Origin of the sequence: Metapseudomonas boanensis, from assembly GCF_042232855.1 — a bacterium.
In the GTDB taxonomy this organism is placed as follows: domain Bacteria; phylum Pseudomonadota; class Gammaproteobacteria; order Pseudomonadales; family Pseudomonadaceae; genus Metapseudomonas; species Metapseudomonas boanensis.
The window spans coordinates 3,875,571-3,897,364 of sequence record NZ_CP113889.1 but is presented as its reverse complement, the minus strand read 5'-3'; the positions used below and the strand labels follow the sequence as shown (position 1 = coordinate 3,897,364).

Below are 21,794 nucleotides of genomic sequence, written 5' to 3'. Positions count from 1 at the left end.
CCTCTCCCTGAAGCTGAGAGGAGTGACTCGCGGCTGAAGCTTGTTAGCTGGCTGGCGCGGAGTTGAACCCGACTCTGCTCGGTAGGATGGGTTGAGCCTGCGATACCCATCGATTCCCGCTGATGGGTATCGCTTCGCTCAACCACACCCTACGGGCTTGATGGTAGGGTGCGCACGGCGCACCCTCCAAACAAGAACGCCGCCCCTGAGGCCGGCGTTTTCCTTACCGCGTCGCAATCAACGCTCGATCGCCAGCGCCACGCCCTGCCCCCCACCAATGCACAGGGTCGCCAAACCCTTCTTGGCATCACGCTTGATCATCTCGTGCAGCAGAGTCACCAGCACGCGGCAACCCGATGCACCGATCGGGTGGCCAAGGGCGATGGCGCCGCCGTTGACGTTGACCTTGGCCATGTCCCAACCCAGCTCCTGGCCCACAGACAGCGACTGGGCGGCGAAGGCTTCGTTGGCTTCGATCAGGTCCAGTTGCTCGAGGCTCCAGCCCGCTTTTTCCAGGCAACGGCGAGTCGCGGTTACTGGACCGATGCCCATGATCGCCGGGTCAACACCGGAATTGGCGTAACCGGCGACTCGGGCGAGCAACGGCAGGCCCAGCTCCTTGGCCTTTTCAGCGCTCATCAGCAGCACCGCAGCAGCGCCGTCGTTGAGGCTGGAGGCGTTGCCGGCGGTGACGCTGCCATCCTTCTTGAAGGCGGGCTTGAGCTTGGACAAGGCATCAAAGGTCGTGCTGGCGCGCGGCTGCTCATCAGTGGCGAAGGCAACGGGATCGCCCTTGCGCTGCGGGATCAGGATCGGAGTGATCTCGTCCTTGAAGCGCCCACCTTCGATGGCAGCCACGGCCTTCTCCTGCGAAGCGGCGGCAAAGCGGTCCTGGGCCTCGCGGCTGATGCCGTATTTCTCCACCAGGTTCTCAGCCGTGACGCCCATGTGGTAGTCGTTGAAGGCATCGGTCAGGCCGTCGTGGATCATGGTGTCGACGATCTTCGCATGGCCCATGCGCAGGCCGGTGCGGGCGCCAGGCAGGATGTAGGGGGCCAGGCTCATATTCTCCTGGCCGCCGGCGATGACCACGTCTGCGTCACCGCAGCGGATGGCCTGTACGCCCAGATGCAGGGCCTTTAGGCCCGAGCCGCAGAGCTTGTTGAGGGTCATGGCCGGGACCGTGAAAGGCAGGCCAGCGAGGACTGCCGCCTGCCGCGCCGGGTTCTGGCCCGAACCTGCGGTCAGCACCTGGCCCAGTATCACTTCATCCACCTCGGCGACATCCAGGCCGGTCTGAGCCAGCAGTTGGCGGATCACCGCAGCACCCAGTTCATGGGCGGGGATACCGGCGAGAGCGCCTTGGAAGCTGCCGATGGCAGTGCGGGTAGCGGCGACGATTACGACGTCTTGCATTGGTTTCTCCCGATCAAGAAGCAGGGTCGGAGGTGATAAAACGAAAAAAACGCATTGAAGGGAGCCGTGCGTGGCGGATCCCTTCAATGCGGTGAGGTACTCAGAACGTCATTTCGATGACGTCATCCGGCACGATCAGCGGGCCGGCGGTCTTGGCGACGATTTCTTCGATGCTCACACCCGGCGCGCGCTCGCGCAGGATGAAGGTGCCGTTCTCGATCTCCAGGTACGCCAGGTCGGTGAGTACCTTGCGAATGCAGCGGCAGCCGGTGAGCGGCAGGCTGCAGTGCTTGAGCAACTTGGATTCGCCGTCCTTGGAGGCGTGAGTCATGGTGACGATGATGTTGTCGGCACCAGCCACCAGGTCCATCGCGCCGCCCATGCCCTTTACCAGCTTGCCGGGGATCATCCAGGACGCAATGTTGCCCTGCACATCCACTTCGAAGGCGCCTAGCACGGTCAGGTCCACGTGGCCGCCACGGATCATCGCGAAGGACTCGGCGGACGAGAAGATCGCTGCACCCGAGCGGGCGGTGACGGTCTGCTTGCCGGCGTTGATCATGTCGGCGTCCACTTCCTCCTCGGTCGGGAATGCGCCCATGCCGAGCAGGCCGTTCTCGGACTGCAGCATCACATCCATGCCTTCCGGCACGTAGTTGGCCACCAGGGTCGGAATACCGATCCCCAGGTTCACGTAGTAACCGTCCTTCAGTTCGCGAGCCACGCGTTGGGCCATCTGTTCGCGGGTAAGTGCCATGTCGGTATCCTCGGATTCTTCTTGTTGTGGTCAGGCTCAGGAGCGGACGGTGCGCTTCTCGATGCGTTTCTCAAAGCTGCCCTGGATGATGCGGTCCACGTAGATGCCAGGGGTGTGGATCTGGGCCGGGTCCAGTTCGCCCGGCTCGACGATTTCCTCCACCTCGACCACGGTGATGCGGCCGGCGGTGGCGACCACCGGGTTGAAGTTCTGTGCAGTGTGGCGGTAGATGACGTTGCCGAAGTGGTCGGCTTTCCAGCCTTTGACGATGGCGAAGTCACCAGTGATCGCCGGCTCGAGGATGTAATGGCGGCCGTTGAACTCGCGAGCTTCCTTGCCTTCGGCGACCGGGGTGCCGTAGCCAGTGGCCGTGTAGAAGGCCGGGATGCCGGCACCGCCTGCGCGCAGTTTCTCGGCCAGGGTGCCTTGCGGGGTCAATTCGACTTCCAGCTCGCCGCTGAGCAGCTGTTGCTCGAACAGGGCGTTCTCGCCGACGTAGGACGCGATCATCTTGCGGATCTGCCGGTCTTCCAGCAGCACGCCCAGGCCAAAGCCGTCGATGCCGCAGTTGTTGGAGACCACGGTCAGGCCCTTGACGCCACGGCGGCGGATCTCGTTGATCAAGTTCTCCGGAATACCGCAGATGCCGAAGCCGCCGGACAGGACAGTCATGTCGTCGGTCAGGCCAGCCAGGGCCTCTTCATAGGAGTTCACGCGTTTGTCGAGTCCGCTCATGCGATTGCGCCTCTTGTCGTTGTTCGTGGCCGGCAGTCGTCGCCGGTGGGTGAGGCAGAGCTTCTCCCCTCCAGACTGATTTGTTAAGTTTGTTTTTCCTTTGCATTAATCACAAAGGCAAATCAATGACTGTCAAGCAACTGCGCGCCTTCCTTGCCGTTGCCCAGAGCCTGAGCTTCGCCCAGGCCTGCGAACGGCTGCACCTTTCCCAACCTGCGTTGAGCCTGGCGATCAAAAGCCTGGAAGAGTCCCTCGGCGGCCCGTTGCTGGTGCGCACCACCCGCAGCGTCAGCCTGACGCCAGAGGGCGAGACACTGCTGCCCATTGCCCGTCGCCTGCTGGCAGACTGGGACAATGCCGAAGAGCTGCTGCGCCAGCACTTCACCCTGCAATTGGGCAAGGTTTCCATTGCCGCCATGCCCTCGTTTGCCGGCAACCTATTGCCGGTGGCGCTCAAGGCCTTCCGCAATCGCCACCCGAAGGTCAACGTGGCCGTGCATGATGTGATCAACGAGCAAGTACTGGAAATGGTGCGCAACCGCCGTGTCGAGCTGGGCATCGCGTTCGAGCCGGACTCGCTCGACGGTCTGGATTTCACGCCCTTCTATACCGACCGATTCGTTGCTGTAGTTCCCACCGATTGCGAACTGGCTAGTCGCCAGGACGTGAGCTGGACGGAGCTGCTGCGGGAGAACTTCATCACCCTGCAACGGCCCTCCGCCGTGCGACTGCTGCTGGAAGAGACGGTCGCCGCGCAACACGGCAAATTGCCGGTGGCCTTCGAGAGTCACCAGCTGGGCACGATCGGCCGCATGGTCGCCCAGGGGCTGGGCGTCAGCGTCGTCCCCAGCCTGTGCATCCAGCAGATGCAGGAGCTGGGCGCCCGCTGCATCGCCCTGCACAGCCCGGAGGTGGCCCGGCGAGTCGGATTGATCAGGCTCGCCGAGCACAAGCTCTCCACCGCAGCCCAGGCCCTATGCGACGTGCTGTTGCACGTCACCGACTGGAATACCCTGGACCTGCCCGAGGCCCCAACCTGAGCCGCCAACCCGTGCCATTATGAGAAGCATCCGCCCGACACGATGGACGCACAGATGAACCAGCCTCTCTGGAGTCCCAGCCCGGCCCGCATCGCCGCCACCCGGATGGACGCCTTCCGGCGCCAGGTCAACCAGCGTCACGGCCTGGACCTGGCCGACTACCCTGCTCTGCACGCCTGGAGCGTGGCCAATCGCGAGGCCTTCTGGCAGGCCATCGTCGAGTTCTTCGATATTCGCTTCTCCAGCGCGCCACAGGCAGTGCTGGAAGAAGGCCCGGCGATGCCGAGCGCCCACTGGTTTCCCGGCGCCACACTGAACTTCGCCGAGCACCTGCTGCGCCGCAGTGATGACCACCCGGCGCTGATCGCGATTGCCGAAGACGGCGGCCGCGAACAACTGTCCTACGCCGAGCTGGCTTCTCAGGTCGCCGGCCTGCAACGCAGCCTGCAAGCTGCCGGAGTGGGTGTCGGCGACCGCGTCGCCGCCTTCATGCCGAATACTTGGCAGACGGTGGTCGGCATGCTGGCCGCCACCAGTCTGGGCGCCACCTGGTCGTCCTGCTCACCGGACTTTGGCACACAGGGTGTGATCGACCGCTTCGGCCAGATCGAACCCAAGGTGCTGATCGCCGCCGCCGGTTACCGCTACGCCGGCAAGGTGCTGGACCTGACCACCAAGCTCAATGAAATCCTTGAGCGCATGCCGTCGCTCGAACAGCTGGTGGTGGTGCCCTTCGCACGTCCTGAGGCCACCCCTGGCGACTTCACCACCCACGCCAAGGTCACGCTCTGGCGTGACTTCTACACCCCCGGCGGCGAGCCCGCGTTCACCCAGATGCCGTTCGACCAACCGCTCTACATTCTCTACTCCAGCGGCACCACGGGCGTGCCCAAGTGCATCGTCCACGGCGTCGGCGGCACCTTGCTGCAGCATGTGAAGGAGCATGGGCTGCACACGGACCTGAGGACCGACGACACGCTGTTCTACTACACCACCTGCGGCTGGATGATGTGGAACTGGCTGGTCTCCGGGCTGGCCCTCGGTGCCACCCTGGTGCTATTCGACGGCTCGCCCTTCCATCCCGGCGCGGAACGCCTGATCGACCTGATCGACGCCGAGGGCATCAGCATCTTCGGCACCAGCGCCAAGTACCTCGCAGCGCTGGAGAAAGCCGGCGAGAAGCCCGGTCAGAGCCACCAACTGACGCGACTCAAGGCGTTGCTATCAACTGGCTCTCCGCTGTCGCACGAGAGCTTCGAATACGTCTATCGCGACATCAAGGCCGACCTCTGTCTGTCATCGATTTCCGGCGGCACCGACATCGTATCCTGCTTCGCCCTGGGCAACCCGGTGCTGCCGGTGTGGCGCGGCGAGTTGCAGTGCAAGGGGCTGGGCATGGACGTGCAGGTGTGGAACGAAGACGGCAAGCCGGTGGTGGGCGAAAAAGGCGAACTGGTCTGCGCCCGGCACTTCCCCTCCATGCCGGTGTGTTTCTGGAACGACCCCGAAGGGGCGAAGTTCAAGGCGGCCTACTTCGAAACCTTCCCCGGCGTCTGGGCCCATGGCGACTACGCCGAGGAGACCCCGCACGGCGGCCTGGTCATTCACGGCCGCTCGGATGCCGTGCTCAACCCCGGCGGGGTACGCATCGGCACGGCGGAAATCTACCGCCAGGTGGAAAAAGTCGAAGAAGTGTTGGAATCCATCGCCATCGGCCAGGATTGGGACAGCGACGTGCGCGTGGTGCTGTTCGTGCGTTTGCGTGAGGGTGTGGTGCTGGATGAAGCGCTACAAACTCACATTCGCCAGGTGATCCGCGCCAACACCACCCCGCGCCATGTACCGGCCAAGATCATCGCCGTGACCGACATTCCACGCACCATCAGCGGCAAGATCGTCGAACTGGCCGTACGCAACGTTGTACACGGCAAGCCGGTGAAGAACACCGATGCCCTGGCCAATCCGCAGGCGCTGGAACTGTTCCGGGAATTGCCCGAGCTGAAGAGTTGAAGCGGTGCTCTCTCCCTGAGGCTCAGAGATAAGGCCTCACCACCCCCAGCGCCCGCTCGACGAAGGCCTCCTTCTCCCCCACCGGGGCCACATAGTGCAGCACCGTGGCGCAAGCGTCTTCACCGGCCAGCTTGGCAATCACCCAAGCCGCCAGGTACGGCGCCGACAGGCAACCGCCAGCGGTGGCCAGGTTGCCTTTGGCATAAAACGGCTGGTCCAGCACCCGCACGCCAGTCTCGATCACCCAGGGCTTGGTGGTGAGATCGGTGCAGGCCGGCAGGCTGCCTAGCAGCCCGAGGCGGGCCATCAGCAAGGCGCCGGAGCATTGCGAACCGATCAACTGGCGCTGCGGGTCCAGCCGCAGGCGGTCGAGGATGCTGCGGTCCTCGGCGATGGCGCGGGTCTGCATGCCACTGCCGAACAGCACCACGTCCGCCGCGTTAGCGAACTCCAGCGGCTGCTGCGCCTGGATCTTCACCCCGTTCATCGAGGTAACCCATTCCGTGGGCGAGGTGATCTCAGCCTGCCAGCCGTGGCCGCGCATGCGGTTGAGCAGCCCGGCGGCGACAAAGGAATCCAGCTCGTTGAAACCCTCGAACGTCAGTACGGCGATACGCATGGCGGCCTCCCGCAGCAGATCCGTGCATGGAGCGAATCTATGCGGGCCGCGGCACAGGCGCCAAGTACAGCAGTAATCAAATTTGACCGTACAGGTTGAGAGGGGAAGCGGACGAAACCCACACCAGCAATGCCCCGGGAACCTACCTCGGCCCTGCCCCCGGCTCCTCCGGCTCATCTTCCTCCAACTCCTCCAACTTCAGCTCGAGCCCCCAGTTGGCAGCTCTCTCGCCTCCAGCAGGCGCTGCTGTCGAGGTGGTCTCCTGCGCAGCCGGTCCATTGGGGCCCTCGCGATAAAGCTTGAGCTTCAGGCGCAGATTGTTGGCCGAGTCGGCGTTCTTGATCGCCTCGTCCTCGCTGATGGCGCCCTCCACCACCAAGTCGAACAACGCCTGGTCGAAGGTCTGCATGCCCAGGCCACGGGACTTTTCCATGATTTCCTTGATGGAGTGGAATTCACCGCGCTTGATCAGGTCGCTGATGGTCGAAGTCCCGAGCAGCACTTCAACCGCCGCACGGCGTTTGCCATCCTGGGTGCGCACCAGACGCTGGGAAACGAAGGCCTTGAGGTTGTTGCCCAGGTCATTGAGCAGCTGCGGCCGACGCTCCTCGGGGAAGAAGTTGATGATACGGTCCAGCGCCTGGTTGGCGTTGTTGGCATGCAATGTGGAAATCGCCAGGTGGCCGGTGTCGGCGAAAGCCAGGGCGTGCTCCATGGTTTCGCGGTCGCGGATCTCACCGATCAGGATCACGTCCGGCGCCTGGCGCAGGGTGTTCTTCAACGCTGCATGGAAGCTGCGGGTGTCCACGCCCACTTCACGCTGGTTGATGATGGATTTCTTGTGCCGATGCACATACTCCACCGGGTCTTCGATGGTGATGATGTGCCCGCCGCTATTGCGGTTGCGGTAGTCGATCAGTGCGGCCAGCGAGGTGGACTTGCCCGAGCCGGTGCCGCCGACGAACAACACCAGGCCGCGCTTCTCCATGACCATCTTGAGCAGCACTTCCGGCAGTTTGAGGTCCTCGAATTTCGGGATATCGAGCTTGATGTTCCGCGCGACGATGGATACCTCGTTGCGCTGTTTGAAGATATTGATGCGAAAGCGGCCGATATTGGGCAGCGAAATGGCCAGGTTCATCTCCAGCTCACGCTCGAATTCAGCGCGCTGCTCGGCATCCATGACCGAATCGGCGATCTTTGCTACGTCGCCGGCGCGCAATGGCTCGCTGCTTAGCGGTTTGAGCACGCCGTTGAATTTGGCGCAGGGCGGCGCGCCAGTAGAGAGGTAAAGGTCGGAACCGTCCTGGGTGGCCAGGATTTTCAACATCGAGGAAAGGTCCATGGGGCGTCCGTAATCCAGTGGAGGAGCAACGCATCCGCACAGCGGATCGAAAAGAGGCAACTGTATGACCGACGCCCGGTCGGGCACAATGAACGGCTCCACAGTCCACGAGGAATTCCCATGGCCAAGGCCCTTGCCCGCCACATCCTGGTCAAGACCGAGGCGGAAGCCGAACAACTGAAAAAGCGCCTGGCCAATGGCGAGGATTTCGCCACCCTGGCCAAGAAGCATTCCATCTGCCCTTCCGCCAAGCGCGGCGGCGACCTCGGCGAGGTCCGCCCAGGCCAAATGGTGCGGGTGATCGACCAGGTGATTTTCAAGAAGCCCGTCCGTACCATCCACGGCCCTGTGAAAAGCCAGTTTGGCTACCACCTGGTGCAGGTGTTCTTCCGCGACTGAAACGACGGCCGATCCCCGTAGCGGCGCGAAATTGCTAAAAGCGCGCACTTTTGCGCGCCTCTCACCTCAGTGAGTTGTCGGCACGACCATTCATCAAATTCTGCGGGCTGATATCGCGGTTGGCATCAGCCCGCGCGCATTCCCCCCTGTTTCAGTCTCCATCCCCTGCATTCGTAATGAATTTCGACCCTGTTACTCACGCCCGCCTTCAGCCCTTGCCATACCGCCGACCAAGCCCCTCCTTTTCCTGCCAGAGCGCACGCCGTCGACAAGCTGGATTGGCTATAACACCAGCAACAGCACGCCAGACCTTTCGATGGACGTATTCGGGTAGCAGTAGGCGAGGAAAAAGATCTACGGAGAACTCGCCTATGGCTACGTCGATGTGCACCAACTGCAACGGAACAGGCCGGAAAACTCATTTTGAGAACGGAGTCACCAGGTTCGAGTGCTGCTCCTCCTGCAAGGGGTCGGGAGCGGTCAGAAGGAACGAGACAACCCACACGATGAGTGATCCGATGAAGGTGGTCGTCGGGCTCGGATCACTGGCAATGGGTTTTTATTTCGCGTACTCCCAGACAATAGAAAGCAAAGCGCAACAGCTGGGATTGGCCGTGATGATCGCTCTGGTGGCCTGGTGGGTCATGACCCGCAAGGAATTACTCGGGCTGGTTCGCTGGATGCTGGCCATCGGGGTGATCTATGCGATGTACGAGTTCTGGAGGGGAATCTGAGACAGGCAGCAGCCCTCATCACCGATAGATCAACTTCAAATATCCAGCCGACCTTGGGCGGGTTTCTCTTTATCACCCATCCCTTCGTCAGGTCGCCCTACCAAATGAGGATTCCTGGTCCATATTTGAAGTCCATCTTCTAAGACGCAACCTGCTGGAGGCCGCCATGAACAGACGAGACTTCCCAGGGCACGCCGCCTGGAGCGAAGCCCGACTCAACGGTGATCATGCTTTAGCGTTTGTTGCAATCAGACCGCACGGATCTTACGCAGAACCGCTCCTCCATCAGGTCTATGACCGTACACACTTCACCCGCCGATCCGATGCAATTCAAGCGGCGGATGACGCCCTCGATAAGCTGCTTCGCGTGGACGAATCCGGCAGGCCAGTGTTCAGCTCCCTGGACTGCTGAAAGATCAGCCCCCAACGACAAAGCCCGCCTTGCGCGGGCTTTGTCATATGAGGACGCATCCACTGCAGCCCTGCATAAGCGGCGCTCCATGCATCGCAGCTCATGGCAACGATGACGTCCAACGCAGCCGAACGCACCAATTGGCCGAACGAGTGGTACTGGCCATGTGCAATCAAATTGCTACGCTGGAGTTGTTCTTTTGGGCATTTCATATTGCCGCCACGGGGTAGTACCAATCTTTGTCCCGGGACCGTGGCGGCCCTTGTCCTTTCGGCAGGTTATTGCCATTCCGTGGCTCACCAATGTCCTGCACTCTTTGAAATCAGGTGTATCGCGAGGAGTGGTTACTCGGGCACGAAGACGAGTATGCAATCGATACTCGTAGGGCTGCGCTTCACAACCATGGCGAAATCGCCGGCATCCATGATCTCGCCGACATGTTCGCCACTCATGTCGTAAACATCTTTGCCTTCGAGGCGGTAGAGCAACTGGTTGCTGTCGCTCCTGACGAATTCGTCACGGTCGATGCGCCCCACCCTGGGAGCGCCTGCGGTTCGGCCCAGGTAAACCTTATAGCGACCATCCGTATAGTCCCTTGCCATACCAACCTCCTTGTCAGCGCCTGCTGGCAATATAGCTCGGCAGAACACCACCATGCCCATCGCAAATCTCAACGCGGGCAGAACCTGCCCGGTCAGACCTTCGCGCCGCGGGAAAAACCCCAGAGCAAGAGCAGCGAGGCGACAACGATAGAGAGTCCGACCGAAACAAAGCCGAGCGTCACCAGGCTTTCCTGCCAAGGTGCTCCGCTATACCCGGCTGCAGTGATGGGTGACATGGCTGCCGTACCGAAAACCGCAGCCAACGTCGTGAAGGCCCAGTTGGCATAGGTACCGTAAAGTACAGTCCAGTACGCAACAGCCTTGGTTCGTGCGCCGAGACGGACCTCTGTCCAGGCCGCCCCGATCGCCAGCAGGAAAGTGCCGTTCATGACGCCCTCGAGATGAGCGGCAAGGCCCATACGCGGGTTGCTGAACTGCGGCTCGACGAGGCCCACGCCAAGTCCGAGCAGGAAGAGGAACATCCCGTGCCAAAGCAAGCGACGCCGCAATTCGACCATCATGAATCCTTTTTGAGACTTGGCTTACGCCTGATTTTTCTCTCAACCGAGTACCCACTCTAGGCTGCTGCGCACTTGGCGCCAGTGCCAGCGTGAATTGACCCAGCTCAACCTCCAGCTTGCGCTGAACCTTGATTGGATGCCGCCGGGTCGACCGGATCATGACGATGCTGCGGCGCTGTAACGATTCATACTCCGACTCGCACCGCGTAAACCTCTGCAGGAAGGTGGCCCAGGCGCATACCAAATGTCGGAAAGACGGGGTGAAGGTCGCGTGCGTGGCCCCTGGATTGTCCCGACCTCCAAGAGCCAAGGGCACATGCAAGACGCCTTGTGCATCCACCACCGGTGGCGCCCTACCACGATGGCGCCGGGGGATCAGATACCGCTCGCCATGCAATTACTGGCACACCTATGCGACAATCTGCCGGATATCCGGCATCAATCCCGCTTTCATCTCCCAGCAACTCGGCCTCCGCGTGCAGATGTTGCTGTCGTCGTACGCCTGCTGGATCAACTCGTGCTCCGACTGGCGCGAGCTTGAAAAGCTGAACATTGATATCAAATCGCTATCAGCTGAAAGCGGCCACTTGTAAGTTATTGATAGGTAAAACCCTTGATCTCCACCGCAAATATCACCATGCAGTTCGGCGCCAAGCCGCTGTTCGAGAACGTTTCCGTTAAATTCGGCAACGGTAACCGCTACGGCCTGATCGGGGCCAACGGCTGCGGTAAGTCGACCTTCATGAAGATCCTCGGCGGTGACCTGGAACCGTCGGCCGGCCAGGTGATGCTGGAGCCCAACGTGCGCCTGGGCAAACTGCGCCAGGACCAGTTCGCCTACGAAAACTTCAGCGTGATCGACACGGTGATCATGGGCCACACCGAACTCTGGGCGGTGAAGGCCGAGCGCGACCGCATCTACTCGCTGCCGGAGATGAGCGAAGAGGACGGCATGGCCGTGGCCGAGCTGGAAGTGCACTTCGCCGAGATGGACGGCTACACCGCCGAATCCCGCGCCGGCGAACTGCTTCTCGGCGTCGGCATCCCGCTGGACCAACACTTCGGTCCGATGAGCGCTGTTTCCCCCGGCTGGAAACTGCGCGTGCTGCTGGCGCAGGCGCTGTTCTCCGATCCAGACGTGCTGCTGCTGGACGAACCGACCAACCACCTGGATATCAACACCATCCGCTGGCTGGAAAGCGTGCTGCGCGAGCGCAACAGCACCATGATCATCATTTCCCACGACCGTCACTTCCTGAACAGCGTCTGCACCCACATGGCCGACCTGGACTACGGCGAGCTGCGCCTCTTCCCAGGTAACTATGACGAGTACATGACCGCGGCCACCCAGGCCCGCGAACGCCTGCTCTCGGACAACGCCAAGAAGAAGGCACAGATCGCCGAACTGCAGACCTTTGTCAGCCGCTTCTCGGCCAACGCCTCCAAGGCCAAGCAGGCCACCAGCCGTGCACGGCAGATCGACAAGATCCAGCTGGAAGAGGTCAAACCATCTAGCCGCGTCAGCCCCTTCATCCGTTTCGAGCAGCACAAGAAGCTGCACCGCCAGGCGGTGACCTTGGAGAAGCTGGCCAAGGGTTTCGAGGACAAGCCACTGTTCAAGGGCCTGAACCTGCAGATCGAAGCCGGCGAGCGTGTCGCCATCATCGGCCCCAACGGTATCGGCAAGACCACCCTGCTGCGCTGCCTGGTAGGTGAACTCACGCCGGATGCCGGTGAAGTCAAATGGACCGAAAGCGCCGATGTCGGCTATTTCGCCCAGGATCATGCCGATGACTTCGCCGACGACGTGACCCTGTTCGACTGGATGGGCCAGTGGACCCAGGGCGGCGAGCAACTGGTGCGTGGTACCCTCGGCCGCATGCTGTTCTCCAACGATGAGATCAAGAAGTCGGTCAAGGTGATTTCCGGCGGCGAGCAAGGCCGCATGCTGTTCGGCAAGCTGATCCTGAAGCGTCCCAACGTGCTGGTGATGGACGAGCCGACCAACCACCTGGACATGGAATCGATCGAAGCGCTGAACCTGGCGCTGGAAAACTACCCGGGCACGCTGATCTTCGTCAGTCATGACCGCGAGTTCGTCGGCTCCCTGGCCACCCGCATCATCGAGTTGTCGGAAACCGGCGTGACCGACTTCAGCGGCACCTACGACGACTACCTGCGCAGCCAGGGCGTGATCGTCTAACCTGCCGGGACAAGCTGAGGACTTGTAGGGACGAATGAATTCTCCCCTACAGGTTTCCTCCGAAGCATTAGAAGCCTGAAACGACCAAGCCCCGCATTAGCGGGGCTTGGTCGTTTCAGGCAACCAGATCAGGCCGTCGCGAACAGCTCGCCGATCTGCTCCTGCGCAGCGCTGATGGCATTGGCGCGCGGCTCTTCGCCGTAGGCCAGGCCCTGCGCGCGGATGATCTCGATATCGGTGATACCGAGGAAGCCGAGAACGAAGCACAGGTAATCCTCATGGGCGCTGCCACTGGGCTGACCGTTGTGGACACCACCGGCGGTGGAGACGACCACCACCTTCTTGCCGCCCGCCAAGCCCTTCGGGCCGGCTTCCGTATAGGTGAAGGTCTTGCCGGCGACAGCGATACGGTCGATCCAGGCCTTGAGCTGGGTCGGCACGGCAAAGTTGTACATCGGCGCGCCGATGACAATGGCGTCGGCAGCCAGGAATTCACTCAAGGTGGTTTCGCCGAGTTCAGCCTCGTACTTCTGGGCAGCGTCGCGCAGCTCGGCAGGTGTTCCACCTGCCACCAGGCTCAGGGCCGACAGGTGACTCAGGGCATCACTGGCCAGGTCACGGTAGGTGACTTGGGCGGCGGGTTCGGCAGCCTGCCAGGCTTCAACCACGGAACGGCTCAGCTGACGGGAGGCGGATGCGTCGCCGAGGATGCTGGAATCAAGGTGCAGAAGTTTCATGTAGGTTTCCTCAATTGATCGATCGGCGACTGCTGATCGGGATGGGGCAATCCTACTGATGAGCACAAAGACTGATTAGCCGGCAACTTCGTGACTCAGCGTCCCACTCATGGGACGAATCTGCTTTGGTTGGGCTGAGCCCTGCGAAACCCGACAAGGTTCCAACAAAAGAATCGTTGGGCTTCGCTGCGCTCAGCGCCAGCGACGGTTCAGACGCCGCCGAGGAAATCCATCTTACCCACGTCCACGCCATTGTGGCGGAGGATGGCGTAGGCCGTGGTGACGTGGAAGTAGAAGTTCGGCAAAGCGAAGTGCAGCAGGTACGCCAGGCCAGGGAATGTCAGGTCACCGGTGCGCATCTTCAGGGTGACGATGCGGGTTTCACTGCCCTCCAGCTGGGCCGCCTGGATGCCCTGGACGAACTCCACCGTCTTGGCGATCCGCTCCTGGAGTTCTGCGAAGCTTGACTCGGTATCGGGGTAGCTCGGCACCTCGACGCCCGCGAGACGGGCCGCGCAGCCCTTGGCCATATCGCTGGCGATCTGCACCTGGCGAGCCAGCGGGAACATATCCGGCGCCAGCCGCGCCTCGATGAAAACCTTGGGCTCGATACTCCGTGCTTCCGCATTGGCCTGGGCTTTGGCGAGAATCGTCGACAAGTTGCCCAGCATGCGCACGAATACCGGTATTGAAGCCTCGTACATGGACAAGGACATGGTGCTTGCTCCGTTTCGGGTGGGGAAAGTCGATCAGGTATAGCCCTTGGCGAGCGCCGCGGCAATTCCGGGCACCAACGTTCCCACGGAACAAATCAATCGCGTCAAACTAGCCGAAAATGTCATATTTCGTCCCACACGCAGGACAAAAGCATGCAGGACCTCAACGATCTTTTCTACTTCGCCAAGGTGGTCGAACACGGTGGGTTCGCGGCCGCCGGTCGTCTGCTGGGCATTCCGAAATCTCGCCTGTCGCGGCGCATCGCAGAACTGGAAGAGCGCCTGGGAGTTCGCCTACTGCAACGCACTACACGCAAGCTGGCGTTGACCGACGTCGGGGAGCGCTACTTGCGGCACTGCCAGGCGATGCTGGCAGAGGCCGAGCAGGCAGACGAGGTGGTGGCCAGCCTGACCGCCGAGCCGCGCGGTCGCTTGCGGGTATCCTGTCCCGTCGAGTTGGGCCGCACACAACTGCGCCCCATCACCCTGGAGTTCATTGAGCAGCATCCGCTCGTGCAACTGGACCTGATCCTGACCAATCGCAGGGTCGATCTGCGAGAAGAAGGCGTGGATGTGGCCTTGCGAGTACGCGAAGAAGGAGATGAAGACCCAACGCTGATCGCACGCCAGCTCAGCCCGGCGGTGAGTTTTCTGGTGGCATCCCCCAGGTTGCTGCTGGGAAAGACCATCACCCGGCCGGAAGACCTGCAGCAATTACCCGCACTAGGGGCTCCAGAGGCGGACCGGCGTTTGCACTACCAGTTGCGAAACAGCCTCGGCAACCGACAGGAAGTGGTCATGGACGCGCGCCTGGGCACGGAAGACTTCGAGATGCGCAAGCGCGCGGCGCTCCTGGGGCTCGGTTTCAGCCTGCTGCCGCAAATGAACTGCGAAGCGGAACTCCGCGACGGTAGCCTGGTACGCCTACTGCCAGACTGGCGGCTACCCGGCGGTTTCCTGCAGGCCGTCTACACCCATAGACGTGGGATGCTGCCGGCCGTGCGCGCCTGGATCGAACATCTGGTAGAGGCTTTCCACCATGGGCTGCACCCGCCGGTGTAAGCCTCCAGACTCGGGGAAGGAAGGTACTGCTTTGCAGCGTTGAAATAGCCCGGCAAATCTCGTTGAGTGAATGACGCGCTCAATCGTTAGCACGCTTCCTTTCCCAATCGGACTCGGCGATCATGAGCGCCGCCCCGTCCCCTCTCTTCCAGGTTCTGCCATGAGCACGCCCCAGCTGTCTGCGTCCTCCACTACCTTGCAGATCATCTCCGTCGTCTTCTTCACTTTCATCAGTTTCTTCTGTGTTGGCCTGCCCATTGCCGTGTTGCCGGGCTACGTACACGACAACTTGGGCTATGGCTCGATCATGGCGGGGATCGTGATCAGCTCACAGTACCTGGCCACCCTGCTTTCCCGACCGATGTCTGGCAGCCTGGCGGACCGCCTCGGTGCCAAACGCGCCGTCCTCTACGGCATGGCCTTCTGCGGCCTCAGCGGGATACTCACCTTACTTTCCACGACCCTGCAGGCATGGCCGCTGCCCAGCCTGGTGCTCCTGCTGGCAGGACGCGTGGTGCTCGGGATCGGCCAGGGGCTTGTCGGCACGGGCTCGATCAGCTGGGGCGTTGGCCGGGTGGGCGCCGAGAACATGGCCCGGGTCATTTCGTGGAATGGGATTGCGTCCTACGGTGCTATCGCCGTAGGCGCCCCACTGGGGGTGGTGATGGCCGCACACCTGGGTCTGTGGAGCATCGGCGCGCTCATGGCCCTGCTCTGCACCCTGGCGCTGCTGGCGGCCTGGAACAAACCGCCGGCGCCAATCGTGCACGGCGAACGGCTGCCCTTCCACAACGTCTTCCTGCGCATCGCCCCCAACGGCACGGCGCTAGCGCTTGGCTCAATCGGCTTCGGCACCCTGGCCACCTTCATCACCCTGTATTACGCGAGCCAGGGCTGGGACGGCGCAGCCTACTGCCTGACCGCATTCGGCTGCGCCTTCATTGGAGCGCGGCTGCTGTTCATCAACAGCATCAGGCACTTGGGCGGCTATCGGGTCGCGATCCTGTCATTGAGCGTAGAAAGCCTGGGCCTACTGCTGTTGTGGATCGCTCCAACGCCCTGGCTGAGCCTGGCTGGCGCAGCGCTGACTGGCCTTGGCCTGTCGCTGGTCTACCCTGCGCTGGGTGTGGAAGCGGTTTCGCGAATTCCAGCGGCCAGTCGCAGTTCTGCACTGGGCGCCTATGCCGTATTCTTCGACCTCGCCCTGGGCATCGCGGGCCCGCTGATGGGCGCCATTGCCAGCGCCGCCGGCTTTGCCATGATTTTCCTGGTAGCGGCGAGCATGGCGCTGGCCGGCGTGCTGTTGAGCCTCTGGCTGCTGCGCAGCACCAGTAGTACCTGAAGGATCAGGAGGAACCCATGAGCCCCGATCAAGTCGCCGCCTTTTGCCTGCAATTGCCGGGTGCCCGAGAGGACATCAAATGGGGGAGTAACCGAGTGTTCTCGATCGCCGGCAACAAGATGTTCGCCATCCTCGATTTCCTCGGTGATGGCCTGGCCTTCAAGGTCGATCACGATCTGTTCCTGGGCTACGTCGATCGTCCAGGCGTCCGGCCTGCGCCCTACCTGGCCCGGGCCCACTGGATCAGCATGGCGACGCCGTTCCCGTTCGGCGATGAGGAGCTGCGTCAGCTGCTGACGCGTTCCCACCAATTGGTGGTGGCCCGACTACCGAAGATCCGCCAGGTGGGGCTCCTGCTCTAAGCTGTCCAATGCCCTGAGCTGAAAAGGCCTGAGCCGATGAGAACCAACGCCCTCTGGACCCACCTCTGGAACCTCAAGGCCCCAACCTCCGGCCTTGAGGACTTTCGCCTGGACGGCCGGCGCGCGGATGGCTGGGTACTGGCTTTCGATGATGCGGGCCAACCCTATCGCCTGCATTACAGCCTGGAGTTCGAAAAGGGCTGGGAGCCACGGACCTTCAGCGCCCGCGTACGGGACGCACACGGTTCGCGCACGCTGGCCCTGAAGCGTGACAGCCACCTCGACTGGAGCGATGGGGAGGGCAACAAACTCCTTGAGTTATCCGGCTGCCTGGACCTAGACCTCTGGCCAACCCCCTTCACCAACAGCCCGAGCATCTGGCGCCTCTACCTGGCCCAGGGCGAATGCCGCGAAATCGAGGCGGTATTCATCGAGGCGCCTCAACTCAGCGTCAGACGGATGCGCCAGGCCTATACACGCCTTGACCAGCACCACTACCTCTACCAGAACCTTGATGGCAGTGGTTTCGAAGCCGTGCTGACATTGGGTAACGATGGCCTGGTGGAGCGCTATCCAAGGTTTTTCCTGCGACAGTGAGGCGAGGTGCGCCTCTCCCCAACGCTCCCCACAAATGGGAGAGAGGCCAATCCACGCAAACGGTCACCTTCAGCGCAAACGGCGCCATGAGGTGATCGGCCTCAAGCCAGCGCAGGCTCTTCCTGACGAATCGGCCGCCAGCGCCGCAGTTGCTGGTAGAGCGTCGGCACCACGAACAGTGTGAAGAAAGTCCCCACCAGCAACCCGCCAACAATCACCATGCCGATCTGCTGACGGCTCTCGGCCCCGGCACCGCTGGCGATGGCCAGGGGCACCGACCCCAGCACCATGGCGCCAGTGGTCATAAGGATCGGCCGCAGGCGTTTCACCGAGGCTTCCAGCACCGCCTCGTGCAGGCCCATGCCCTGGCGTAGCAACTGGTTGGCGAACTCGACGATGAGGATGCCGTGTTTGGTGATCAGGCCGATCAGGGTCACCATGCCCACCTGTGAGTAGATGTTCAGCGTGCCGCCGAAGAAAGTCAGCGCCAGCAGTGCCCCGGCCATGGAAAGCGGAACGCTGAAGAGGATGATCAGCGGATCGACAAAGCTCTCGAACTGCGCCGCCAACACCAGGTAGATGAATACCAGCGCCAGGGCGAAGATCAGCGCCACCCCCGTACTGGCATCCTTGAATTCCCGCGAGGTGCCGGTGTAATCGAACTGCGTATCAGTCGGGAACACCTCGCGCGCGGCCTGCTCCAGATGGTCCAGGGCCTCGCCCAGGGTATAGCCGGAGCCTACGTTTGCGGTGATCGTGACCGCGCGCAACTGGTTGAAGTGGTTCAGCTCGCGCGGGGCTACGGTCTCGCGAATGTCGATCAGGTTGGCCAGTTGCACGATGCTGTCATTGCGGCCGCGCACGTAGACTCGGTTGAGGTCCTCCGGATTGCTGCGGTCGACGTTGGCCAATTGCACCAGCACGTCGTACTGCTCGCCACTCTGTTTGAAGCGCGTGACCTGGCGGCTGCCGAACAAGCTTTCCAGGCTGCGGCCGATAGCGGCGACGTCGGTTCCCACGGCTACCGCCTGCTCACGGTTAACCGTCACCTTCAGCTGCGGCGTATTCAGCTTGAGGTCGCTGTCGAGGCTTTCCAGGCCGGGATAGTCGCGCACGCGCGCTAGCAACTGGTCCACGTACTGCTGCAGCTCATCGAACTCCAGCGAAGAGCGAATCACGAAGTTCACCGGCTGGTTGCGCGCGCTCTGCCCCAGCGGCGGACGGTTGATCGGGAAGGCTCGTACGCCGGGGATGTCCTGCAGCTTGGGCAGCAGCTCGTCGCGGATCTCGAACTGGCTGCGCTCACGGTCGTCCCAGTCTTCCAGCTTGAGGAATGAAAGACCCTGGGCCACGGTCGGGAACCCCACCACCACCATGAAGCGGTTGGTTTCCGGAATCGACCGGTAGGCCTCTTCGAGCATCTTCGCGTAGCGGCTGGTGTACTCGATGGTGGCGCCGTCCGGGCCATTGATCGAGCCGACGATGGTGCCGGTGTCCTCGGTGGGTGCCAGCTCGCTGCGCAGGCCACTGAACAGAACCAGACACAAGACGAGAATGGCCACCAGCACGCCGATGATCAGCACCCAGGCGCGCAACACCCGCTCCAGCAGGTGGCGGTAGCTGTAGGTCAGGCCGTGGAGGAAGGCCTCGACCAGGTTGTAGACGCGGCTGTGCCGCTCTTGCGGAACATGGGCCTTGAGCAGGCGCCCGCACATCATCGGCGACAGGCTCAGGGCCACGAAGCCAGAGACCAGCACGGCTCCGGCCAGCGTCCAGGAGAACTCGGTGAAGAGTTTACCGCTGGTGCCCTGCATGAAGCCGATGGGCGCGTAGACCGCAGCCAGTGTCAAGGTCATGGCGACCACCGCGAAGGCAATCTCGCGACTGCCTTTGTAGGCGGCCTGAAGCGGCGACATACCCTCCTCGATATGCCGGTGGATGTTCTCCAGCACCACGATGGCATCGTCCACCACCAGACCGATGGCCAGCACCATTGCCAGCAGCGTCAGCGTGTTGATGGAGAAGCCCATCAGTGCCATCAGCGCAAACGCGCCAATCAGCGACACCGGGATGGTCACCAGCGGGATCAGCGTGGCGCGCAACGAGCGCAGGAACAGGAAGATGATCAGGATCACCAGTACCACGGCTTCCCAGATAGTGGTGTAGACGTTGTCGATCGACTCGCGAATGAACAATGAACTGTCGTTGGCGACCGTCATCTTCATGCCATCAGGCAACAGCGCGCTGACTTCCGGCAACGCTTCATTCAGCCCATCGGAAATTTCCAGCGGGTTGGCCGTGGCCTGTTTGACCAGCCCAAGGGCCACGGCGGAGCGGCCATTGAAGCGCACTACGCTGCGCACATCCGCTGCACCGACCTCGGCGTGGCCGACGTCGGACAGGCGCAGCAGATAGCCGCGCTGGTCATTGAGGATCAGGTCGTTGAATTCCTCAGGCGTGCGCAGATCGGTTTCCGAAAGCACGCTGAACTCGCGCTGCACCGACTCGATGCGCCCGGCCGGAATCTCCACATTCTGCCTGCGTATGGCATCTTCCACGTCCTGCACCGTGAGGTCGTGGGCGGCCAGCTTTTCCGGGTCCAGCCAGATGCGCATGGCGAAGCGCCGCGCGCCGCGAATCTGCACCTCGGATACACCCGGGATGGTCTGCAGGCGATCACGCACGACTCGTTCGAGTACGTCGGTGATCTCCATGGCCGAGTGTCTCTCGCTGTAGAAGGCAAGCCAGATCACTGGCTGGGCGTCAGCCTCGACCTTCTGCACGATGGGCTCGTTGATCTCGTCGGGCAGCAGACCACGCACGCGCCCAATACGGTCCCGCACATCGTTGGCCGCCTCGTCGGCGTTGGTGCCAAGGCGGAACTGGGCAGTGATCTGGGTGTTTTCCGAGCGGCTGATGGAAGCCACGAAGTCCAGCCCCTCGATACCCGACAACACGTCCTCGATGGGCTGCGCCACCTGGGACTCCATGATCTCCGGGCTGGCCCCCGGGTAGATGACGTTGACCGTGACGATCGGCACGTCGATGTTCGGGTACTCCCGCACCGAGAGTCGCTCATAAGCCAGAAGGCCGAGCAGGACGATGATCAGCGAGAGGACGGTGGCGAACACCGGCCTGCGGATGCACACATCGGAGAGCGTCATGCCCCACCCCGCGCTACGGTGCGGACCTCCAGCCCTGGGCTGACCTTCTGCCAGCCCGCGGTGATGACCTGCTCATTGCCCTGCAAGCCTTCACGTACCTCGGCCTTGCCGCGCAGGCGCTGGCCGATCTTGATCTGCCGCCGCTCCACCTTGCCGTCCACGACCAGGTTGACGAATAGCAGCTGGCCCAGGGGCATCACCGCCTCCTCAGGAATCAGCAGGGCCTGCGGGCGCTCGGCCAGGATCACTGAAACCTTGACGAACTGGCCGGGCTTGAGGCGGTGGTCCCGATTGCCGATCTGCGCCCGGATCGCCTGGCTGCGGCCGACTTCGTCCAGACGTGGGTTCAGCGCGATGATCTCGCCGCGGAACTGCTCGCCGGGGTAAGCATCCAAGCTGATCTCCACCGACTGACCAATCCCGACCTGGCTGACGGCCTTTTGTGGAATGCGAAAATCAACCTTCAGCGGGTCCAGCACCTCAAGGTTGACCATGTCCTGGCCGGCGCTGAGGTAATCGCCGACGCTCACCTGGCGCAGGCCGAGGGTGCCGTCGTAGGGTGCACGGATCTGCGTTTTCTCCAGCCTGGCCTGGGCCAGCTCCAGGCTCGCGCGGGCAGCCTGCTGTTGCGACAGCGCCTCGTCCTGGGCCTGGGCGTTACTGGCGCCGCGTGCGAACAACAGCTTGGCCCGCTCGTAGCTTTTCTCCGCCAGATCAAGGTTGGCGCGGGCCTGGGCCAGTTCGGCGCGGACGATGGCGCCGTCGAGACTGACCAGCAAGTCGCCCCCCTTGACCGCCTGCCCCTCGCGAAAATGCAGCGCGGCAAGGCGCCCTTCGATTTCCGGACGGATCATTACCGACTCGTCCGAACGCAAGGAACCAAACGTGATCAGCTCATCGCGTACCAGCCCTCGCTGCGGCTCTGACACTTCCACCAGGGGCGGCGGGGCAGCCAGGGCGTAAACCGACATGAGGAAAGAAAGCAGCATCCCTGCAGTGCGACTGACGATCATCGAATGCC

20 protein-coding genes are annotated in these 21,794 nt (G+C 62.3%); 9 read left to right on the top strand and 11 right to left on the bottom strand.

The annotated features are described in order from the left end of the window. Positions 1-237 precede the first annotated feature (237 nt). From OXH74_RS18230 to OXH74_RS18220, 3 genes are all read right to left on the bottom strand, one after another. On the bottom strand, positions 238-1,416 hold the full coding sequence (locus tag OXH74_RS18230) for an acetyl-CoA C-acetyltransferase (protein WP_375738222.1): 1,179 nt from the start codon (positions 1,414-1,416) through the stop codon (positions 238-240). A 100-nt stretch (positions 1,417-1,516) separates the two neighbouring features. Next, positions 1,517-2,173, bottom strand: coding sequence for a CoA transferase subunit B (locus OXH74_RS18225; RefSeq protein ID WP_375738221.1), 657 nt, complete (start codon positions 2,171-2,173; stop codon positions 1,517-1,519). Between the two features lie 36 nt (positions 2,174-2,209). After that, positions 2,210-2,908, bottom strand: a complete 699-nt coding sequence (locus OXH74_RS18220) for a CoA transferase subunit A (RefSeq protein WP_215370753.1) — start codon at positions 2,906-2,908, stop codon at positions 2,210-2,212. 125 nt (positions 2,909-3,033) lie between these two features. On the opposite strand from OXH74_RS18220, the gene OXH74_RS18215 reads away from it, so the two are divergent. Together OXH74_RS18215 and OXH74_RS18210 are read left to right on the top strand one after the other, a co-directional pair. Beyond that, positions 3,034-3,948, top strand: a complete 915-nt coding sequence (locus tag OXH74_RS18215; protein ID WP_375738220.1) for a LysR family transcriptional regulator — start codon at positions 3,034-3,036, stop codon at positions 3,946-3,948. 54 nt (positions 3,949-4,002) lie between these two features. Continuing rightward, entirely contained in the window at positions 4,003-5,958 is a 1,956-nt protein-coding gene (locus OXH74_RS18210) for an acetoacetate--CoA ligase (protein ID WP_375738219.1), read from the top strand. A gap of 22 nt (positions 5,959-5,980) precedes the next feature. Here the strand turns inward: OXH74_RS18210 and OXH74_RS18205 are convergent, their stop codons facing one another. Then, complete coding sequence (locus OXH74_RS18205) at positions 5,981-6,577, bottom strand: DJ-1/PfpI family protein (protein ID WP_375738218.1); 597 nt, start codon at positions 6,575-6,577, stop codon at positions 5,981-5,983. Positions 6,578-6,719: 142 nt separating this feature from the next. Further along, on the bottom strand, positions 6,720-7,922 hold the full coding sequence (locus OXH74_RS18200; RefSeq protein ID WP_375738217.1) for a PilT/PilU family type 4a pilus ATPase: 1,203 nt from the start codon (positions 7,920-7,922) through the stop codon (positions 6,720-6,722). 120 nt (positions 7,923-8,042) lie between these two features. Between OXH74_RS18200 and OXH74_RS18195 the strand changes: the two genes are divergently transcribed. Both OXH74_RS18195 and OXH74_RS18190 read left to right on the top strand, forming a co-directional pair. After that, entirely contained in the window at positions 8,043-8,321 is a 279-nt protein-coding gene (locus OXH74_RS18195; protein WP_215369699.1) for a peptidylprolyl isomerase, read from the top strand. A 518-nt stretch (positions 8,322-8,839) separates the two neighbouring features. Further along, the gene (locus OXH74_RS18190; protein WP_375738216.1) at positions 8,840-9,055 is read left to right on the top strand and encodes a hypothetical protein; all 216 of its coding nucleotides are present in this window, start codon (positions 8,840-8,842) and stop codon (positions 9,053-9,055) included. Between the two features lie 756 nt (positions 9,056-9,811). On the opposite strand, the gene OXH74_RS18185 is transcribed toward OXH74_RS18190, so the two are convergent. Continuing rightward, entirely contained in the window at positions 9,812-10,069 is a 258-nt protein-coding gene (locus OXH74_RS18185; protein WP_375738215.1) for a PRC-barrel domain-containing protein, read from the bottom strand. Between the two features lie 92 nt (positions 10,070-10,161). Further along, a complete protein-coding gene (locus OXH74_RS18180; protein WP_375738214.1) occupies positions 10,162-10,590 on the bottom strand; it encodes a hydrogenase in 429 nt (142 codons plus the stop codon). A 613-nt stretch (positions 10,591-11,203) separates the two neighbouring features. Here OXH74_RS18180 and OXH74_RS18175 point away from each other — a divergent pair. Continuing rightward, entirely contained in the window at positions 11,204-12,793 is a 1,590-nt protein-coding gene (locus OXH74_RS18175) for an ABC-F family ATPase (protein WP_375738213.1), read from the top strand. A 128-nt stretch (positions 12,794-12,921) separates the two neighbouring features. Here OXH74_RS18175 and OXH74_RS18170 read toward each other — a convergent pair whose 3' ends face one another. Both OXH74_RS18170 and OXH74_RS18165 read right to left on the bottom strand, forming a co-directional pair. Next, positions 12,922-13,530 carry an FMN-dependent NADH-azoreductase gene (locus tag OXH74_RS18170; protein WP_375738212.1) on the bottom strand — a complete coding sequence of 203 codons (609 nt, stop codon included), beginning with the start codon at positions 13,528-13,530 and terminating at the stop codon, positions 12,922-12,924. Positions 13,531-13,739: 209 nt separating this feature from the next. Then, entirely contained in the window at positions 13,740-14,246 is a 507-nt protein-coding gene (locus OXH74_RS18165; protein WP_375738211.1) for a DUF1993 family protein, read from the bottom strand. 153 nt (positions 14,247-14,399) lie between these two features. On the opposite strand from OXH74_RS18165, the gene OXH74_RS18160 reads away from it, so the two are divergent. The 4 genes from OXH74_RS18160 to OXH74_RS18145 all read left to right on the top strand — a co-directional run bounded on the left by OXH74_RS18160 (position 14,400) and on the right by OXH74_RS18145 (position 17,609). Continuing rightward, positions 14,400-15,308 (top strand): LysR substrate-binding domain-containing protein, encoded by a 909-nt coding sequence (locus tag OXH74_RS18160; RefSeq protein WP_375738210.1) that lies wholly within the window; start codon positions 14,400-14,402, stop codon positions 15,306-15,308. Between the two features lie 160 nt (positions 15,309-15,468). Then, positions 15,469-16,650, top strand: coding sequence for an MFS transporter (locus OXH74_RS18155; RefSeq protein ID WP_375738209.1), 1,182 nt, complete (start codon positions 15,469-15,471; stop codon positions 16,648-16,650). Between the two features lie 17 nt (positions 16,651-16,667). Beyond that, positions 16,668-17,012: an MmcQ/YjbR family DNA-binding protein gene (locus OXH74_RS18150; protein ID WP_375738208.1), complete on the top strand. Its 345-nt coding sequence runs from the start codon at positions 16,668-16,670 to the stop codon at positions 17,010-17,012. Between the two features lie 36 nt (positions 17,013-17,048). Further along, positions 17,049-17,609 (top strand): putative glycolipid-binding domain-containing protein, encoded by a 561-nt coding sequence (locus OXH74_RS18145; RefSeq protein ID WP_375738207.1) that lies wholly within the window; start codon positions 17,049-17,051, stop codon positions 17,607-17,609. A 101-nt stretch (positions 17,610-17,710) separates the two neighbouring features. Here OXH74_RS18145 and OXH74_RS18140 read toward each other — a convergent pair whose 3' ends face one another. Both OXH74_RS18140 and OXH74_RS18135 read right to left on the bottom strand, forming a co-directional pair. After that, entirely contained in the window at positions 17,711-20,773 is a 3,063-nt protein-coding gene (locus tag OXH74_RS18140; RefSeq protein ID WP_375738206.1) for an efflux RND transporter permease subunit, read from the bottom strand. After that, positions 20,770-21,786, bottom strand: coding sequence for an efflux RND transporter periplasmic adaptor subunit (locus OXH74_RS18135; protein ID WP_215369673.1), 1,017 nt, complete (start codon positions 21,784-21,786; stop codon positions 20,770-20,772). Before OXH74_RS18135 ends, OXH74_RS18140 begins: the two co-directional genes overlap by 4 nt. Between the last annotated feature and the right edge of the window lie 8 nt (positions 21,787-21,794).

What these genes read in the sequence shown, in the direction of transcription:
- OXH74_RS18230 (WP_375738222.1), bottom strand. Translation starts at nt 1,416, where the DNA reads ATGCAAGACGTCGTAATCGTCGCCGCTACCCGCACTGCCATCGGCAGC.
- OXH74_RS18225 (WP_375738221.1), bottom strand. Translation starts at nt 2,173, where the DNA reads ATGGCACTTACCCGCGAACAGATGGCCCAACGCGTGGCTCGCGAACTG.
- OXH74_RS18220 (WP_215370753.1), bottom strand. Translation starts at nt 2,908, where the DNA reads ATGAGCGGACTCGACAAACGCGTGAACTCCTATGAAGAGGCCCTGGCT.
- OXH74_RS18215 (WP_375738220.1), top strand. Translation starts at nt 3,034, where the DNA reads ATGACTGTCAAGCAACTGCGCGCCTTCCTTGCCGTTGCCCAGAGCCTG.
- OXH74_RS18210 (WP_375738219.1), top strand. Translation starts at nt 4,003, where the DNA reads ATGAACCAGCCTCTCTGGAGTCCCAGCCCGGCCCGCATCGCCGCCACC.
- OXH74_RS18205 (WP_375738218.1), bottom strand. Translation starts at nt 6,577, where the DNA reads ATGCGTATCGCCGTACTGACGTTCGAGGGTTTCAACGAGCTGGATTCC.
- OXH74_RS18200 (WP_375738217.1), bottom strand. Translation starts at nt 7,922, where the DNA reads ATGGACCTTTCCTCGATGTTGAAAATCCTGGCCACCCAGGACGGTTCC.
- OXH74_RS18195 (WP_215369699.1), top strand. Translation starts at nt 8,043, where the DNA reads ATGGCCAAGGCCCTTGCCCGCCACATCCTGGTCAAGACCGAGGCGGAA.
- OXH74_RS18190 (WP_375738216.1), top strand. Translation starts at nt 8,840, where the DNA reads ATGAAGGTGGTCGTCGGGCTCGGATCACTGGCAATGGGTTTTTATTTC.
- OXH74_RS18185 (WP_375738215.1), bottom strand. Translation starts at nt 10,069, where the DNA reads ATGGCAAGGGACTATACGGATGGTCGCTATAAGGTTTACCTGGGCCGA.
- OXH74_RS18180 (WP_375738214.1), bottom strand. Translation starts at nt 10,590, where the DNA reads ATGATGGTCGAATTGCGGCGTCGCTTGCTTTGGCACGGGATGTTCCTC.
- OXH74_RS18170 (WP_375738212.1), bottom strand. Translation starts at nt 13,530, where the DNA reads ATGAAACTTCTGCACCTTGATTCCAGCATCCTCGGCGACGCATCCGCC.
- OXH74_RS18165 (WP_375738211.1), bottom strand. Translation starts at nt 14,246, where the DNA reads ATGTCCTTGTCCATGTACGAGGCTTCAATACCGGTATTCGTGCGCATG.
- OXH74_RS18160 (WP_375738210.1), top strand. Translation starts at nt 14,400, where the DNA reads ATGCAGGACCTCAACGATCTTTTCTACTTCGCCAAGGTGGTCGAACAC.
- OXH74_RS18155 (WP_375738209.1), top strand. Translation starts at nt 15,469, where the DNA reads ATGAGCACGCCCCAGCTGTCTGCGTCCTCCACTACCTTGCAGATCATC.
- OXH74_RS18150 (WP_375738208.1), top strand. Translation starts at nt 16,668, where the DNA reads ATGAGCCCCGATCAAGTCGCCGCCTTTTGCCTGCAATTGCCGGGTGCC.
- OXH74_RS18145 (WP_375738207.1), top strand. Translation starts at nt 17,049, where the DNA reads ATGAGAACCAACGCCCTCTGGACCCACCTCTGGAACCTCAAGGCCCCA.
- OXH74_RS18140 (WP_375738206.1), bottom strand. Translation starts at nt 20,773, where the DNA reads ATGACGCTCTCCGATGTGTGCATCCGCAGGCCGGTGTTCGCCACCGTC.
- OXH74_RS18135 (WP_215369673.1), bottom strand. Translation starts at nt 21,786, where the DNA reads ATGATCGTCAGTCGCACTGCAGGGATGCTGCTTTCTTTCCTCATGTCG.